Source organism: Streptacidiphilus sp. P02-A3a (assembly GCF_014084105.1).
Lineage (GTDB): Bacteria > Actinomycetota > Actinomycetes > Streptomycetales > Streptomycetaceae > Streptacidiphilus.
Genome location: NZ_CP048289.1, coordinates 7,372,532 through 7,388,922 on the forward strand (window position 1 = coordinate 7,372,532; position 16,391 = coordinate 7,388,922).

The 16,391-nt window shown below is 69.7% G+C and carries 13 protein-coding genes; 2 read left to right on the plus strand and 11 right to left on the minus strand.

What is annotated here, in order from left to right; translation table 11 throughout:
* Positions 1 to 5 precede the first annotated feature (5 nt).
* Positions 6 to 1,589, plus strand: a complete 1,584-nt coding sequence (locus GXP74_RS30910; protein WP_225448323.1) for a PucR family transcriptional regulator — start codon at positions 6 to 8, stop codon at positions 1,587 to 1,589.
* 12 nt (positions 1,590 to 1,601) lie between these two features.
* Here GXP74_RS30910 and GXP74_RS30915 read toward each other — a convergent pair whose 3' ends face one another.
* From GXP74_RS30915 to GXP74_RS30935, 5 genes are all read right to left on the minus strand, one after another.
* On the minus strand, positions 1,602 to 2,795 hold the full coding sequence (locus GXP74_RS30915; protein ID WP_182454566.1) for a hypothetical protein: 1,194 nt from the start codon (positions 2,793 to 2,795) through the stop codon (positions 1,602 to 1,604).
* Between the two features lie 76 nt (positions 2,796 to 2,871).
* The gene (locus GXP74_RS30920) at positions 2,872 to 4,569 is read right to left on the minus strand and encodes a hypothetical protein (RefSeq protein ID WP_182454567.1); all 1,698 of its coding nucleotides are present in this window, start codon (positions 4,567 to 4,569) and stop codon (positions 2,872 to 2,874) included.
* Positions 4,570 to 4,784: 215 nt separating this feature from the next.
* Complete coding sequence (locus GXP74_RS30925; protein WP_182454568.1) at positions 4,785 to 7,313, minus strand: glycoside hydrolase domain-containing protein; 2,529 nt, start codon at positions 7,311 to 7,313, stop codon at positions 4,785 to 4,787.
* Between the two features lie 150 nt (positions 7,314 to 7,463).
* Positions 7,464 to 9,962, minus strand: a complete 2,499-nt coding sequence (locus GXP74_RS30930) for an Ig-like domain-containing protein (protein WP_182454569.1) — start codon at positions 9,960 to 9,962, stop codon at positions 7,464 to 7,466.
* 84 nt (positions 9,963 to 10,046) lie between these two features.
* Complete coding sequence (locus GXP74_RS30935) at positions 10,047 to 10,361, minus strand: hypothetical protein (RefSeq protein ID WP_182454570.1); 315 nt, start codon at positions 10,359 to 10,361, stop codon at positions 10,047 to 10,049.
* Positions 10,362 to 10,833: 472 nt separating this feature from the next.
* Here GXP74_RS30935 and GXP74_RS30940 point away from each other — a divergent pair, with 472 nt between their 5' ends.
* Positions 10,834 to 11,823 (plus strand): helix-turn-helix transcriptional regulator, encoded by a 990-nt coding sequence (locus GXP74_RS30940; protein WP_182454571.1) that lies wholly within the window; start codon positions 10,834 to 10,836, stop codon positions 11,821 to 11,823.
* 85 nt (positions 11,824 to 11,908) lie between these two features.
* On the opposite strand, the gene GXP74_RS30945 is transcribed toward GXP74_RS30940, so the two are convergent.
* From GXP74_RS30945 to sufD, 6 genes are all read right to left on the minus strand, one after another.
* Positions 11,909 to 12,196 (minus strand): metal-sulfur cluster assembly factor, encoded by a 288-nt coding sequence (locus GXP74_RS30945; protein WP_225448706.1) that lies wholly within the window; start codon positions 12,194 to 12,196, stop codon positions 11,909 to 11,911.
* 101 nt (positions 12,197 to 12,297) lie between these two features.
* On the minus strand, positions 12,298 to 12,753 hold the full coding sequence (sufU, locus tag GXP74_RS30950; RefSeq protein ID WP_182454573.1) for a Fe-S cluster assembly sulfur transfer protein SufU: 456 nt from the start codon (positions 12,751 to 12,753) through the stop codon (positions 12,298 to 12,300).
* A gap of 28 nt (positions 12,754 to 12,781) precedes the next feature.
* Positions 12,782 to 14,056: a cysteine desulfurase gene (locus GXP74_RS30955; RefSeq protein ID WP_182456758.1), complete on the minus strand. Its 1,275-nt coding sequence runs from the start codon at positions 14,054 to 14,056 to the stop codon at positions 12,782 to 12,784.
* Positions 14,056 to 14,820 carry a Fe-S cluster assembly ATPase SufC gene (sufC, locus tag GXP74_RS30960; protein ID WP_182454574.1) on the minus strand — a complete coding sequence of 255 codons (765 nt, stop codon included), beginning with the start codon at positions 14,818 to 14,820 and terminating at the stop codon, positions 14,056 to 14,058. The genes GXP74_RS30955 and sufC overlap by 1 nt, the downstream gene beginning before the upstream one ends.
* A 4-nt stretch (positions 14,821 to 14,824) precedes the next feature.
* Positions 14,825 to 15,160: a non-heme iron oxygenase ferredoxin subunit gene (locus GXP74_RS30965; protein ID WP_182454575.1), complete on the minus strand. Its 336-nt coding sequence runs from the start codon at positions 15,158 to 15,160 to the stop codon at positions 14,825 to 14,827.
* Positions 15,157 to 16,389: a Fe-S cluster assembly protein SufD gene (sufD, locus tag GXP74_RS30970; protein WP_182454576.1), complete on the minus strand. Its 1,233-nt coding sequence runs from the start codon at positions 16,387 to 16,389 to the stop codon at positions 15,157 to 15,159. The genes GXP74_RS30965 and sufD overlap by 4 nt, the downstream gene beginning before the upstream one ends.
* Positions 16,390 to 16,391: the final 2 nt, after the last annotated feature.

Consider the following 16,391-nt stretch of genomic DNA (forward strand, 5'->3'; position numbering starts at 1 on the left):
TCGACGTGTCCATCGAGCCACTGGCGATCGGCATCACCCTGCGTCAGCTGCTGATGTCCCTCGGCGAACCCCTGGCCGAGCTCCAGTGTGCGCCCGCCGGGTTGGAAGCGCAGGTCAGCGGCGTCTCACTGGCCGATCCCGAGGAGCCGCCGGGGGCCCGGACGGGTGATCTGGTGCTGGCGCTCGGGGTCCGCGGCCGGGCGGCGCTGCCGGTGCTCCGGGCCGCCGGACGGGACGGGGCGACGGCGGTCGCGGTGAAGCGCGAGCCGGGCGTGCGGACCACGCTGCTGCGCGAGGCCGCCGAGGAGGCGGGGGTGGCCCTGCTCTCGGTGCGCCCCGAGGCCCGCTGGGGGCAGCTGGACGCGCTGGCCCGGGCCGCTCTGGGCAGCGTCCAGCCCGCGCGTCCGGGCGAGGGCCTGGAGGAGGGCGACCTGTTCGCGCTGGCGCAGACCACGGCGGTGCTCACCGGCGGCATCGTCAGCATCGAGGACACCGCGAACCGGATCCTGGCGTACTCCCGTTCGGCGGACTCCGACGAGCTGGACGACCTGCGGCGGCTGACCATCCTCGGCTGGCAGGGCCCGGAGCCGTACCTGGCGCAGCTGCGCGCCTGGGGTGTGTTCCAGCAGCTGCGCGCCTCCGACGCGGTGGTGGCCATCGACGCCCGCCCGGAGCTGGGGCTGCGCCGCCGCCTCGCGGTGGGCATCCGCTCCGGCGAACGGCAGCTGGGCACGATCTGGGTGCAGGAGGGCTCGCAGCCGCTGGCCGAGCGGGCCGATCAGGCGCTGCTCGGCGCGGCCCGGGTGGCCGCACTGCACCTGGTCCGGCCCCGCCGCGAGCCCAGCGCCGACCTACGGCTCACCCAGGCACTGCTGACCGGGCTGCTGGACGGCGCCACCGGACCGCAGTCCCTGGCCGGGCACCTGCGGCTGGATCCGGGCAGCCCGGCGGCGGTGCTCGGCTTCGCGCTGCCCGGGTCGCTCGACCCGGCCCGGGCCGAGGCGGTCGGCCTGGTCTCGGTGCACACCGCCGCCCGGCACCGCGGCGCGGTGGTCACCACCATCGGCGACCGCGTCTACGTACTGCTGCCGGAGCTGGCCCGGGGCATCGCCCCGGCGGCGCTGCGCGGCTGGGCGCAGGAGATCACCGACGCCGCCCGGCACCACCTGGCCGCGCCGTTGCGCGGCGCGGTCGGCCGGGTGGTGCCCGCGCTGGCCGAGGCCGCCGGTTCCCGGCAGGAGGCCGACCGGGTGCTGGACGCCATGGCCGAGGGCCGGGTCGCGGCCGAGGTGGCGGCGCTGCCCGAGGTACTGGCGGAGGTACTGCTCGGCGAGACCCTGGCGCTGCTCGCCGACAACCCCGCCGTCCGCGATCCACGGCTCGTCGAACTCGCCAACGCCCAGCCGCAGTTGGCGACCTCGGTACTGGCCTGGCTGGATGCCTTCGGTGATGTCAGGGCCGCCGCCCAGCAGTTGCACATCCACCCCAACACCCTGCGCTACCGGGTGCGCCGCGCCGAGCAGGTCAGCGGGGTCGACCTGTCCCGCCCGGAGCAGCGACTGCTGGCCATGCTGCAACTCCGCCTGTGAACTGACATTCGGTCAGGTCTGCTGCCGGGCGTACCACTCCTGCCACAGCCCCAGGACGTCCGCCCGGGCCCGGAGGTTGCGGTGCATCCGCTCGCGCACGAATTCCGGTCCCTGGCCGGGAAGTTGCCCGGCCTCGCCCATCCGCCGGGTCCAGTCCGCGCCCCAGGCGCGCTGCGCGGCCACGCTCGGTACCTCGCTGTCGAAGACGGTGTAGCGGATGCACTCCTCCACCGCCGCCGCACCGGCCGCTGTCCCGGGGAACCAGTCGGCCCGCTCGGCGAGCAGGACGACCTGGTTGACCAGTGCCGTCACCGCCTCGTTCGCGGTCGCGCGGTCCTCCCCCGCCAGCCGCATCTGCTGGCGTACCGTGCGCTCCCACAGCTCCCCGGCGACCGCGTGGTCGCCCCGAGGCGACCTCGGTTTGCGCCCCGCCCGCAGGTCGGCCTCCAGCTGGAGCGACTGCCGGACCGAGCGCTCGACCAGCTGCCGGTGCGCCTCCAGCCCCTGTACCGGCGGGAGTTCACGGTCCCGAACGGATACCGGACGGCCGCGGCGGGACCGGACCGCGTCCAACTCCCGCTGCCGCCCAAGGGCGTAGGGTTCCAACTCGACGGCGGTGCGCAAGCCGACGCGTTCCGGCGCGATCCCGCGCCCGATGACGGTGACCACCACCGGCTCCCCCGGGTGTCCGGCGGCGGCAGCGACGGCGTCAGCGACGGCGGCACCGGCGGCGGCACCGGCGGCATCACCGGCGGCGGTACCGCCGAGGCTGAGCCGGGCGGCCCAGAGCGGCCCCTCGGCGCGCAGCGCGGCACGGACCGGTACCCCGTCGACGTCGATCCAGACCTCGGACTCGGTGGTCGGCCCGGGCCCGGCGGCCTCGTCGACACCGGCGTGGCTGAAGATCCGGTCCCGCTCGTCCTCGACCACGTCCGCCAACGACTCCGCCCCGCCGTGCTCGGCGGTGGCCGCCCCGGTCATGGTCCGCACCGCGACGTACGGGCCCTCGGCGGCGAGCCAGGAGCCGTGCGAGAGGGCGACCTCCACCAGGGCGCCGTCGACGTGCTGGTAGCTGGGCAGCGCGGCGGCGTCGGCTCCGGGCTCGGTGGGCGCGTACACCGGGAACCCGCGTCCCGCGAGGCCGCGCAGGTCCTCCTCCGCGAGTTCGCGCCGGACATCGCGCCGACCGCTGGAATCCCTCCGCACGCCGTCCCCCTCAGATCCGGTGCTGGTGCTCCCACCGTAGGCAGCACCAGCCGAGCCGGACAAGCGAGTTACCGGATCAGCGGCCCTGCGATCCCGCCTTCGAGCGGGCCTTGTAGGCGGCCTTGCGGGCCTCCTTGGCCGTGGACTTGTCCGGGTGCAGTTCGCCGACGGCCTCCAACACCGCCGTGGTGTACGGGTGGTCGACCCGCCAGAGCTCGGCGAACAGCTCCTCAGTCCGCTGACTCTCCGTCACCCGCAGGATCAGCTCCCGGAATCCCTCCTCCTCGGTCGCCGAGTCGATCAACTGCGCCGCGATGGCGTCGATCTGACTCCACAACAGCACCGGGCGGCTCAACTCGGGCAGGTCCGGGGTCCCTTGACCGGTCAGCCAGGCGGTGGCCAGGCCCGCCAGTTCCGGGTCGGCCAGTACCTCGCGCACCGCCGGGGCGGCCGGGGCGCCGAGCTGGTCCAGGGCGGCACCGCAGAACATCCGCTTGACCGGGGCGACCAGGTCGTTGCCGCGGGAGGCGGCGAGCAGTTCGGCGGCGGCCGCCAGCGGCTCGCGGCCGATCAGCCACTCCCGGATCTCCTCCTGCGGCAGCACGTTGGAGGAGGCGCAGATCCCGGTCAGCAGTTCGACCGCGTCGCCCCGCGCGTGCTCGCCGACCAGCGGCGCCTGGTAGCCGTCCGCCAGCAGCCACTGCCGCACCCCGTGCACCCCGAGCGGGGTGAGCCGGGCCATGCCGAAGCGCGCGGCCTGGGCCTGGTTCAGCTCCTCGTCGGCGCCGTCGAGGACGACCGTCTCGTCACCGCCGTCCTCCTCCTCGAACAGGGTGGGGTCGATCGGGCTGTAGTCGACCATCCCGATCGCGGCGAGGTCCTGCAGCATCGGGTCGAGCGCGACCATCACGGCGGTGATGTCGCCCAGCATCTCCTCGTCCGGGTCCTGTCCCTCGGGCGAGACCAGCAGCGCGGCGAGCACGCCGAGCGAGACCGTCTCCTCGGCCTCGGTGGCGGCGAAGGCGCTGGACTCGTAGAGCACCTGGAGCGCGTCGTCGAGCAGCCCCTGGGTCTCCTCCCGGGCCTCCTCCAGCTCCGCGTACTCGGCCTCGCTCTCGTCCTCGGCGGTCCGGGACGGGTCGTCCGGGACGCCGAGGTCGATCTCCGCCTCGACCGCGGTGCCGGCGACGATGGAGGCTGCGGTCTCCCAGACGTCCAGCACCGTCTCCGGGTCGGCCCGCTCCAGGTCGCCCAGCGCCTCCAGGCCGACCCCGGGCCGGGCCACCTCCGCCGCGGCGGACTCCGTGCCAGAAGACGCCGTGTCAGAAGACGCCGTGCCAGCGGCATCGGCGGCCGGGGCCCGGTCGGACTCCGTCGCGTCCGAGACCTCGATCAGCTCCAGGTCCACCGCCAGCGACCAGGCCTCGGCGACCCGGGCCAGGGCGACGTCCGCGTCGCCGTCGTCCGGCACCAGGTCCAGCGCCAGCGCGGCCTGGGTCTCCAGCTCCGCGCCCAGCTCGCCCCACTGGTCCACCGGGCGGAACGGCGCGACCCAGTGCGCCAGCCGGATGGCGTCCGCCAGCAGCGGGACCCGGAGCGCGGCGGCGGCCAGCTCCGCGACCGGCAGCAGCCGCACCGGCGGCACCACGATCAGCTCGGCGTCCTCGTCGTCGGCGGCGTCCCCGCCGACGGCCCCGTACAGGGTCTCCAGGTCGACGTCGGCCGGGAGCGATCCCGACGAGCTGTCACTCTTCTTACGGCTCGATCCCGCCATGGCCGTGCTTCTCCCTCAACGCTTACCGCGACGCGACGGAACCGGCCCGCCACGCTCTGCCCCATCGACACTATCCCGCGGCGGCGGCGCGGGCGCAGTTGCTCACCCGGACGCGCCACGAGTCGGGCGCGATCAGCGAGGACACGACTGCGGACGACCGCCCCCAGCGGGCCCGAGGGGCGCTGGGGGCGGTCGTCCGTGCGAGTACGGGTCCGCTAGCCGAGGGCGGGGGTGCCGAAGTCGGTGGTGACGTCGGAGACGTGCCAGACACCGGCCTGGGAGTAGGTGTTGTCCAGGTCGCCGTTGGCCGTGGCCGCGGTCAGGAAGTCGACGTTGCCGTTCGGCTCCACATCCGCACCGATCGAACCCGACGCAGCCGGAGTACCCAGGCTGGACGTCAGGTCACTGGTGTGCCAGCCGTTGAAGTCGTTCGTGTTCATCACATCACCGTTGGCCGCGTTGATCGTCAGCCAGTCCACATCACCGTTCGGCTCCACCAACGCCGTCGGACCACCCGACACCACCGGCGCACCGAACCCCGACGACACATCCGTCACATGCCACGCACCAGCCTCCTTGTACGTGTCGTACAGGTGCCCGTTCGCCGAAGCCACGCTCAGGAAGTCAACATTCCCGTTCGGCTCCACATCCGCACTCAACGACCCCTTCCCCACCGGAGTACCCAGGCTGGACGTCAGGTCACTGGTGTGCCAGCCGTTGAAGTCGTTCGTGTTCATCACATCACCGTTGGCCGCGTTGATCGTCAGCCAGTCCACATCACCGTTCGGCTCCACCAACGCCGTCGGACCACCCGACACCACCGGCGCACCGAACCCCGACGACACATCCGTCACATGCCACGCACCAGCCTCCTTGTACGTGTTGTACAGGTGCCCGTTCGCCGCGTCCACCGTCAGGAAGTCAACATTCCCGTTCGGCTCCACATCCGCACTGATCGAACCCGACGCAGCCGGAGTCCCCAACGACGACGTCAAGTCACTGGTGTGCCAGCCGTTGTAGTCATTCGTGTTCATCACATGCCCGTTGGCCGCGTTGATCGTCAACCAGTCCACATCACCGTTCGGCTCCACCAGAGCCTTCGGCGTACCCTCCACCTCCGGCGCACCATAACTCGCAGTCACATCAGTGACATGCCACGCACCCGCCTCGTTGTACGTATCGATCAAGTGCTCATTCGCAGCATCGACAGTCAGAACGTCCACATTCCCGTTCGGCTCCACCACCGTGTTCGACACCGGCGCGCTCCCCGCCACGAACACCGACGTCGCAGCCGACACCGCACCCCACTGACCAGCCGAATTCTCCGCCTTGACCGAAACCGAATGCACCCCCGGAGTAACACCCGTCGTATTCCACGTCACCTGGTACGGCGAAGAAGTCGCCGTACCCACCACACTCCCGTCAACCAGGAACTCCACCTCACTCGCCGCACTCGACACACTCGCCGACAACGACACATCACCACGCAACACCGCACCAGACGCAACACCCGTCAACGAAGCCGTGGGCGGTGTACCGAGGGAGATGTCCAGATAGTCCTCGTCGATGGCGATCGACGATCCACCATAGGTCTGCGAGACGTTCCCTGCGTACTGGTGGGCGCGCTGATGGTTGCTCCAGTCGCCGCTGGGGATCACCGAATCGTTCGTGTCGGCCACGTTGTCCCAGTCGGCGTCCCACACTGCGTCCGGCTCGGGGTATCCGGTACCGGTCTGGCTGACCAGGTCCTTCATCGCCGAGCTTGAGGAGCCGTAGACGCCCGACTCGTAGCCCTTGGCGTGCAACTCGTCGGTCCAGGCGGACAGGAAGCTGAGCACGCTGGCGCTGTAGGTGGACGAGTAGTTCTCCATGTCCTCGTAGATCAGCGTGCCCGGGCCGAACCCCAGGCCCTGTGCCTGGACAACCGCGTCGTCGGCGGCGGCCGTGCCCTGGGTCGTGGGCGAGGTGATCTGGTCGGCGAAGAGTCCTGCGTAGGTCGGCATGAAGTGCCAGCCCGCCGACGCTTGCTGCTGCACCCAGGCCGGGGTCAGGTCGGCCTGCTGGCAGCTCATTTCCGCGCCACCGATGTAGATCCCGACCGCGCTGTACGGTGAATCAGCCTTCCAGTTGGCCATGCTGCCGGCATCCGGCGCGGTGCAGGCGTCGAAACCCTCCCCGCTGTCGTTGGTGGATGCCGCGGCCAGGGCCTGGGCCTCGGCCAGCGGAGCTCGCGGGGCCACCTGAGCACGGACCTTGGGGGCACCCGTGGGTAGGGCGGCCTTGGCGAGGATGGCCCGGATGAGCTGCTTGTCCGTGTTGTAGGTTCCGGTCACTCGAACATTCGCACCGGTGGCCAGGTACTGGTGGTCAACGGACTGGTCCAGGGTTCCCTGCTCCGAAGCGGAGTTGGTGCTCGGTTGCACCAGCAGCGCCTCGGTGCGCCCGAAGATGTTCGCCGGGCACTTCTGATCCGTGCCCGGGCTACCCAGATACAGGGCATGCTGGTCGAATCGGACGCAGGTGCTGGGGTGGGCCTTGAGGTTGATCACTGCCCAGGTGGCCGGGACGCTGAACCGGTGGCCGAGGTAGTTGACGGTCTTCGTCGGCGTGGTCTTCACGACCGGGGACTTCGGGGCCGTGGGCTTCGGGGCCGCCTGTGCGGCGCCGACCGAAGTGGCCCCCAGTACGGCGACCACCGGAAGGACGGCGAGAGCGCCGCGAAGGGAGAGGCGTTGACCGAACATGTTTATGACACATCCTCAACAATGGGCATGTTGTGCCGGCCGATCGGTCGGCATCGATGAAAGGTCTCGCTGATGCGGACTCACTGAGCCGCCCGGGGACCGGTGCCGGCCGAGGTCGCGCTCGGACCGGCACCAGTCGTTTCGCTGTGGTCAGCCGAGGGCGGGGGTGCCGAAGTCGGTGGTGACGTCGGAGACGTGCCAGACACCGGCCTGGGAGTAGGTGTTGTCCAGGTCGCCGTTGGCCGTGGCCGCGGTCAGGAAGTCGACGTTGCCGTTCGGCTCCACATCCGCACCGATCGAACCCGACGCAGCCGGAGTACCCAGGCTGGACGTCAGGTCACTGGTGTGCCAGCCGTTGAAGTCGTTCGTGTTCATCACATCACCGTTGGCCGCGTTGATCGTCAGCCAGTCCACATCACCGTTCGGCTCCACCAACGCCGTCGGACCACCCGACACCACCGGCGCACCGAACCCCGACGACACATCCGTCACATGCCACGCACCAGCCTCCTTGTACGTGTCGTACAGGTGCCCGTTCGCCGAAGCCACGCTCAGGAAGTCAACATTCCCGTTCGGCTCCACATCCGCACTCAACGACCCCTTCCCCACCGGAGTACCCAGGCTGGACGTCAGGTCACTGGTGTGCCAGCCGTTGAAGTCGTTCGTGTTCATCACATCACCGTTGGCCGCGTTGATCGTCAGCCAGTCCACATCACCGTTCGGCTCCACCAACGCCGTCGGACCACCCGACACCACCGGCGCACCGAACCCCGACGACACATCCGTCACATGCCACGCACCAGCCTCCTTGTACGTGTTGTACAGGTGCCCGTTCGCCGCGTCCACCGTCAGGAAGTCAACATTCCCGTTCGGCTCCACATCCGCACTGATCGAACCCGACGCAGCCGGAGTCCCCAACGACGACGTCAAGTCACTGGTGTGCCAGCCGTTGTAGTCATTCGTGTTCATCACATGCCCGTTGGCCGCGTTGATCGTCAACCAGTCCACATCACCGTTCGGCTCCACCAGAGCCTTCGGCGTACCCTCCACCTCCGGCGCACCATAACTCGCAGTCACATCAGTGACATGCCACGCACCCGCCTCGTTGTACGTATCGATCAAGTGCTCATTCGCAGCATCGACAGTCAGAATGTCCACATTCCCGTTCGGCTCCACCACCGTGTTCGACACCGGCGCGCTCCCCGCCACGAACACCGACGTCGCAGCCGACACCGCACCCCACTGACCAGCCGAATTCTCCGCCTTGACCGAAACCGAATGCACCCCCGGAGTAACACCCGTCGTATTCCACGTCACCTGGTACGGCGAAGAAGTCGCCGTACCCACCACACTCCCGTCAACCAGGAACTCCACCTCACTCGCCGCACTCGACACACTCGCCGACAACGACACATCACCACGCAACACCGCACCAGACGCAACACCCGTCAACGAAGCCGTGGGAATCGGCACAGGGGTGTCGCTGGGGTTGTGCAGCCACTCGACGGTTCCGCCCTCCCCGGTGACGTCCGCGACGTTCCAGTCAGTGACAGTGGCGGAGTTGTAGCCGTTCGAATCGGGGAAGTTCTGGTCGACGAAGTAGACCGTGCCATTGCCGGAGGAGTTGACATCGGACTGGTAGACCACCCCGGTGTGTCCGTCATCGTTGGTGTTGACGTTGAAGCTGAGAACGTCACCCGGCACCGGCGCGGTGGTGTCACCGTTGCTGTACAGGTCGAACATGCTGGAGTAGGCGTTGTAGGCGTTGGGCACGACCTGGTTGCCGTTGCCGCCCTTTCCGAGGAAGCCGTAGCGCTGGACCAGGTAACGGTCACTCAGGTCCGCGCACTGCCACTCGTCCTGCTCCACGCCGGGGACGTCATCATGGATGGAGTTGTTGCCGCTGCAGTCCTGAAGGCCCATGAAGCTCTGGTTCTCGAGGGTTCCGCTCCCGTTGCAGGTCTGGGTCCACCAGGAGGGCATCCCCAGATTCGCGCCGAGCGGGACAGTGGCGTTCGTCCGGATGCCGAGGCGGGCCGGCGCCGGGGCGGCCTTCAGCTTGGCGAGGTCGACCGTGGTCTTGGCGCCACTGTCAGGGCTGGTGACCACCAGCTGAGCGCCGAACGCCTTGGGCAGGCGGCTCTGGTCGTGCTGAAGGTTGAAGACCCAGGTGCGGTTCCCCTGGTCCACCACCCACTGGACGGTCTCGATCGTGGTGACCGAGCCCTTCTTGCCGGTCATGTCGCCCTGGCTGTGCCGGACGACGCCGATGACCTTCTGACCGAAGATGGTAGCCACCGGACCCTTCTGGCTGCTGTGCAGCGCCGCCCGCCAGGCCGCGCTGTCACCCGCCTTCGAGACCGGGAACACCGACTCGGGCAGCTGCTGGCCGAAGGGGACGGCGGTGACCGAGAAGTAGCTGAAAGGCGAGTCCTGGACCGCGGAGGCGACCTGCACCCCGGTCCCCGGCGCGGCGACAGAGAACGCGGCTGAGGGTATGTCCGGGCTGCTCACCTTCAGGGCCACATTGTCCAAGGTGAAGGCATGCACAGCGGCGTTCACCACCGCCGCCGGCTTCGCGACCGCGGCGAACGCCGCGGGGGCGGTGCCGAGCCCGATGCCGGCGGCGGTCACGACGGCGACGGACACCGCCAGGAGTTTGCTCGCATGGGATGACGTAGGCATGACATATCTCCCTAGATGGACTTGCGCGAAAGATCGGAGGGCGTTCGGTCAGAGTCTTTCGGGTGGCGCGGTGGCGTCCGGTCCGGTCGACTGCGGATCAGCACCGGGCAGGAATCCGGAGGCCAGCAGAGGTGAGGCGGCGTAGCAACGGCGCAGCAGTTCGAATGCTTGCTCCTCGGGACTGGCGAGCAGCCGCTCTCTGAAGAAGAACAGCAGGTGGACCCGGTCGGAGCAGCTGTGCGCACTGACGTGTTCGAGCTGGTCGGCCTGGGTGGCGTGGGCCCACAGAATGTCCAGGATCTGCCCCTTGGAGGGGATGTCCGCCCCGCCCGGATTCCGGCAGACCAGGGAGATGTGGACCATGTGCACGCCGTTCAGCCCCAGGTCTGGTCTGCGGATGAGGCGGAGGCGCCGACCGACACGGAGACCGCAGCGGTCGGGTGGACGGCGGCCGAAGCAGCGAGGGCCTGTACGCCAAGAATGGCGACAAATCCGGCGACAGCGAGGACAGCCGAACGAAGAAGAACGGAAGAGGACATAGCGGTTCCCTTTCGGGGACACGGACACGTGGTCGGAACGGAGGTGAAGGCCTCGGGTCACCCCCGCCGACATCTGCCTGCCCTGCCGGCGACTGCCTTCTGCGGAAGACTCTGCCGCATCCGTGACCAGCGCAGAAGGGCTGTCGGGTGGCACCGACCTGCCTGACACTTTGCTGCCAGCCGATAACCACACGTGGCCGAACTCTCGACCGAACCCGCTTGATCGCCGCCCTTGGCCCTGGGAAAATGACCGAATTGAAAAGTAGTCGTCCGGGCAATATCGCGACGGGGGAACAATGGTCACGCTCACCGCGCTGGGGCTCAGCGCAGACGCCGAGCAGGTTTACGCAACCATGCTCGACAAACCCGACTTCGGCGTGGCTGAGCTGATCGCTTCGCTGGGCATCGGGGAGAGTAGGGTCCGTGACGCGTTGGACAGCCTGGCGGAGTTGATGCTCGTCCGCGTCTCGCACGAGCGCCCCGGCCAACCACGTGCGGTCAAGCCCGAGTTGGGGCTGGCCAACATGCTGCTCCGGCAGGAGGCAGAGCTGGCCGAGCAACAGGCACGGGTGGCCGCCTCACGGGCGGCGGTCACCCGGCTGGTCGCCGCCCGGGCAGACAGTCAGAGCGCCGGTGGCGCACACGGCGAGCGCCTGCTGGGCATGGACGCGATCCAGGACCGGCTGGAGTGCATGACCCGCATCATGACCACGGAATGCATGGGAGTGCACCCCGGCGGCGCCCAGCGCCCCGAAGACCTCGCGGCCGGACGTCCGTTGAACGCCGAGGCCATGAGCCGCGGCGTGGTGTTCCGCACCCTCTACCAGGACAGCGTCCGTAACGACCCGGCGACCATCGCCCACGCCAACTGGCTTCTGGAGCAGGGGGGTGAGGTCCGCACGGCACCGCTCGTCCCGCAGCGTCTGGTCATCAACGACCGGGCCCGCGCCCTGGTCCCGATCGACCCCGCCGACAGCCGCAAAGGTGCGCTCTACGTCACCGAACCCGGCCTGGTCAGCGCCCTGGTCGGGCTCTTCGAACAGGCGTGGGCCACCGCCGTCCCGCTGGGTGCCACCCGCGCCCAGGATCCGGAAACCGGGCTGACCCGGACCGAGCAGGAGATCCTGCGGTTGCTCGGTCGCGGCATGACCGACGAGGCCGTGGGGCACCGGCTCGGCATCTCGCTGCGCACAGTACGCCGCCAGGTCGCCTCGGTCATGGAGCGGCTGGAGGCCGCCAGCCGCTTCGAGGCCGGAATCAAGGCCACTCAGAAGGGGTGGATCTGAAGCGGGAGGAGGCACGGAACCGGACAACGACCACGCCGCGCCGTCCCGGGTGGGGGCGGCGCGGCGTTCGCGGGTGGAGCGGGGGTCAGACGTTGAACCCCAGGGCGCGGAGCTGGTCGCGGCCGTCGGGAGTGATCTTGTCCGGGCCCCACGGCGGCATCCAGACCCAGTTGATCCGCAGGTCCTGGACCAGGCCGTCGGTGGCGGTCCGGGCCTGGTCCTCGATGACGTCGGTCAGCGGGCAGGCCGCCGAGGTGAGCGTCATGTCGATGGTGGCCACGTCGCCCTCGTCGATGTGGACGCCGTAGATCAGCCCGAGGTTGACCACGTCGATGCCCAGCTCCGGGTCGACCACGTCGAGCAGGGCCTCCATCAGGTCGTCCACGGCCACGGTCCCGGCCGTGGTCCCGACGAAGGGGCTCTCCGCCTCGGCGGGGGCGCCCCCGGCGGTCGCCTCGGTGTCAGCGGTGTCGGTCATGCGCTCTCCCTCACAGGTGTGTCAGCCAGCGCCTGGGCGGTGGCGTCCTTCCAGGCCATCCAGCTCAGCAGGGCGCACTTCACCCGGGCCGGGTACTTGGAGACCCCGGCGAAGGCGATGGCGTCCTCCAGGACCTCCTCGTCGCCCTCGGCCTGGCCCTTGCTCTGCATCAGTTCCAGGAAGGCCTCCTGGATCTGCTGCGCCTCGCCCACGCTCTTGCCGACCAGCAGGTCGTTCAGCACCGAGGCGCTGGCCTGGCTGATCGAACAGCCCTGCGAGTCGTACGAGACATCGGCGACGGTGCCGCCGTCCAGCCGCACCCGCAGGGTGATCTCGTCACCGCAGGTGGGGTTGACGTGGTGCACCTCGGCGTCACCGTCACGCAACCCCTTGCCGTGGGGGTGCTTGTAGTGGTCCAGGATGATCTCCTGGTACATCGAGTCCATCTTCATCGCGTCGCGCCTCCTCTCTGGGCCCGGCTCAGCCGAAGAAGTTGCGGACGTGGTGCAGCCCGTCGATCAGGCTGTCCACCTCCGCCGCCGTGGAGTACAGGTAGAAAGACGCCCGCGTGGTCGCCGGAATTCCGTACCGCAGGCAGACCGGCCGCGCGCAGTGGTGGCCGACCCGGACCGCGATGCCCTGCTCGTCCAGCACCTGGCCGACGTCGTGCGGATGGATGTCGCCGAGCGTGAAGGAGATCGCCGCGCCCCGGTTCTCGGCCGTGGGCGGACCGATGATCTTCAGCTCGGGCACCTCGCGCAGCCGCTCCAGCGCGTACTCGGTGATCCGGTGCTCGTGCGCCGCGATCGCGTCCATGCCGACCGCCGTGAGGTAGTCGATGGCCGCGCCCAGGCCGATGGCCTGCGAGATCGGCGGGGTGCCGGCCTCGAACTTGTGCGGCGCCGGGGCGTAGGTGGACGAGCTCATCGACACGGTCTCGATCATCTCGCCGCCGCCCAGGAACGGCGGCAGGTCCTCCAGCAGCTCCTGGCGGCCCCAGAGCACGCCGATGCCGGTCGGGGCCAGCATCTTGTGGCCGGTGAAGGCGACGAAGTCGGCCTCCAGCGCCTGCACGTCCAGCGTCATGTGCGGCGCCGCCTGCGAGGCGTCGATGACCACCAGCGCGCCGACGTCCTGCGCCCGGCGGACGATCGCCTCGACCGGGTTGACCGTGCCCAGGATGTTGGAGACCAGCACGAACGAGACCACCTTGGTCCGCTCGGTGATCACCTCGTCGATGTTGGACAGGTCGAGCCGACCGTCGTCGGTCAGCCCGAACCACTTCAGCTTCGCGCCGGTGCGCTGTGCCAGCAGCTGCCACGGGACGATGTTGGAGTGGTGCTCCATCTCCGTGATCACGATCTCGGAGTCCGGGCCGACCCGGTACGGCTCGTCGGCCCAACCGAGCATGTTGGCAACCAGGTTGAGCGACTCGGAGGCGTTCTTGGTGAACACCACCTCGTCCCGGCTCGGCGCGTTGACGAACTCGGCGACCTTGTCCCGGGCACCCTCGTAGAGCGCCGTGGCCTCCTCCGCGAGCGTGTGCACGCCCCGGTGGACGTTGGCGTTGTGCTGCTCGTAGTACGCGTTCATCGCGTCGAGCACCTGCCGGGGCTTCTGCGAGGTGGCCGCGTTGTCCAGGTAGACCAGCGGCTTGTCACCGTGCAGCACCCGCTGGAGCACCGGGAAGTCCTTGCGGATCGCGTCGGTGTCGAGGGCCGAGGGAACGACCGGGCCGGAACGGGGGGTGTGGATCACTCGGACGCGCCGCCCTTCGCGTACTTCTCGTAGCCCTCGTTCTCCAGCTCGTCGGCCAGCTCGGGACCACCGGACTTGACGATCTTCCCGGCCGCGAACACGTGCACGTAGTCGGGGGTGATGTAGCGCAGGATGCGCGTGTAGTGGGTGATCAGCAGGGTGCCGACGTCACCGGTGGAACGCACCCGGTTGACGCCCTCGGAGACCACCCGCAGCGCGTCCACGTCGAGGCCGGAGTCGGTCTCGTCGAGGATCGCCACCTTCGGCTTGAGCAGCTCCATCTGCAGGATCTCGTGGCGCTTCTTCTCGCCGCCGGAGAAGCCCTCGTTGACGTTGCGCTCGGCGAAGGCCGGGTCCATCTGGAGCTCGGACATGGCCTCCTTGACCTCCTTCACCCAGGTACGCAGCTTGGGCGCCTCGCCGCGGATGGCGGTGGCGGAGGTCCGCAGGAAGTTGGAGACCGAGACGCCGGGCACCTCGACCGGGTACTGCATGGCCAGGAACACCCCGGCCCGGGCCCGCTCGTCCACGGTCATCGCCAGGACGTCCTCGCCGTCCAGGGTGACCGAGCCGCCGGTGACCGTGTACTTGGGGTGGCCCGCGAGCGAGTACGCCAGGGTGGACTTGCCGGAGCCGTTCGGGCCCATGATGGCGTGCGTCTCGCCCTGCTTCACGGTGAGGTCGACCCCGCGCAGGATCTCCCGGGGGCCGTTCTCGGTCTCGACGGAGACGTGCAGGTCGGTGATTTCAAGGGTAGCCATGGGCTCAGGACTCCTGGGTGACGGAGACGAGCACATCGTCCCCTTCGATCTTTACGGGGTACACGGGGACGGGACGGGTGGCCGGCAGGCCGGAAGGCTTTCCGGTGCGCAGGTCGAAGCTGGAGCCGTGCAGCCAGCACTCGATCGAGCAGCCGTCCACCTCGCCCTCGGAGAGCGAGACGTTGGCGTGGGAGCAGATGTCGTTGATGGCGAACACCTCGCCCTCGGCGAGCACCACCGACACCGCGACGCCGCCGACGACGACCCGGGTCGGGCTGTCGGCCTCCAGCTCGCTCAACGCGGCGACCCGGACGAAGCCTTCCGTTGCTTCCGTGGTCATGCGACGGAGGCCTCCAGTTCCGCGTCGATCCTCTCGATCAGGCGGTCCTGGAGCTCGGGCAGGCCGATCTGCTGGACCAGCTCCGCGAAGAAGCCGCGGACCACCAGCCGCCGCGCCTCGTCGGCCGGGATGCCGCGGGACTGGAGGTAGAACAGCTGCTCGTCGTCGAACCGGCCGGTGGCCGAGGCGTGCCCGGCGCCGACGATCTCGCCGGTCTCGATCTCCAGGTTCGGGACCGAGTCCACCCGGGCGCCGTCGGTGAGCACCAGGTTGCGGTTCAGCTCGTAGGTCTCGGTGCCCTCGGCGGCGGCCCGGATCAGCACGTCGCCGATCCACACCGCGCGGGCGTCCCGGCCCTGCAACGCGCCCTTGTAGGCGACGTTGCTGCGGCAGTGCGGGGTGTCGTGGTCGATGAACAGCCGGTGTTCGAGGTGCTGCCCGGCGTCGGCGAAGTACAGGCCGTACAGGTCGGCCTCGCCGCCGGTGGAGCCGTAGACCACCCGCGGGTGCAGCCGCACCAGGTCGCCGCCGAAGGTGATCACCACGGACTTGAACGAGGCGTCGCGGCCGATCAGCGCGGTGTGCTGGGCGACGTGCACGGCGGTGTCGTCCCAGTCCTGCACGGAGACCACGGTGAGCTTGGCGCCGTCGCCGATCAGGTACTCGACGTTGGCGGCGAGCACGGCGTCGCCGGTGTGCTCGATGACCACCAGCGCCTCGGCGAACGCGCCCAGCTCGACCACCTGGTGGCCGTAGGCGGCGCCGCCCTGGCCCGCGACCGAGATCCGGATCGGCTCGGTCAGGATGGTGTCGCGCGGCACCGAGACCACGCCGGCCTTCTGGAAGCCGCTGAACGCCTGGGCGGCGACCCGGTCGACCGGCTTCCCGGACTTGCCGACCCGCGGGTCGGTGCGGTCCACCAGCTCGACGGTGACCCCGGCCGGGGCGCTGACGTCGACCTTGACCGCCGCGTCGTCGGCGACGGCGGTTCCGTCGTGCAGACCGCGCAGCCGCGCCAGCGGGGTGAACCGCCAGTTCTCCTCGCGGCCGTTGGGGACCGGGAAGTCGGCCACGTCGTAGGACGCGACCGCGTCGACCCGGGCGTCCACGGGGTGGGCGGTCTCGCGACCGGTCCCGGGCCCGGCGAGCTGCGCGCCGGTCCCGGTGGTGCCGACCTCGATGGAGCCGGCCGTGGTCGAGCCGCCGGGAATGTTGGTGGCCTCAGCCATTG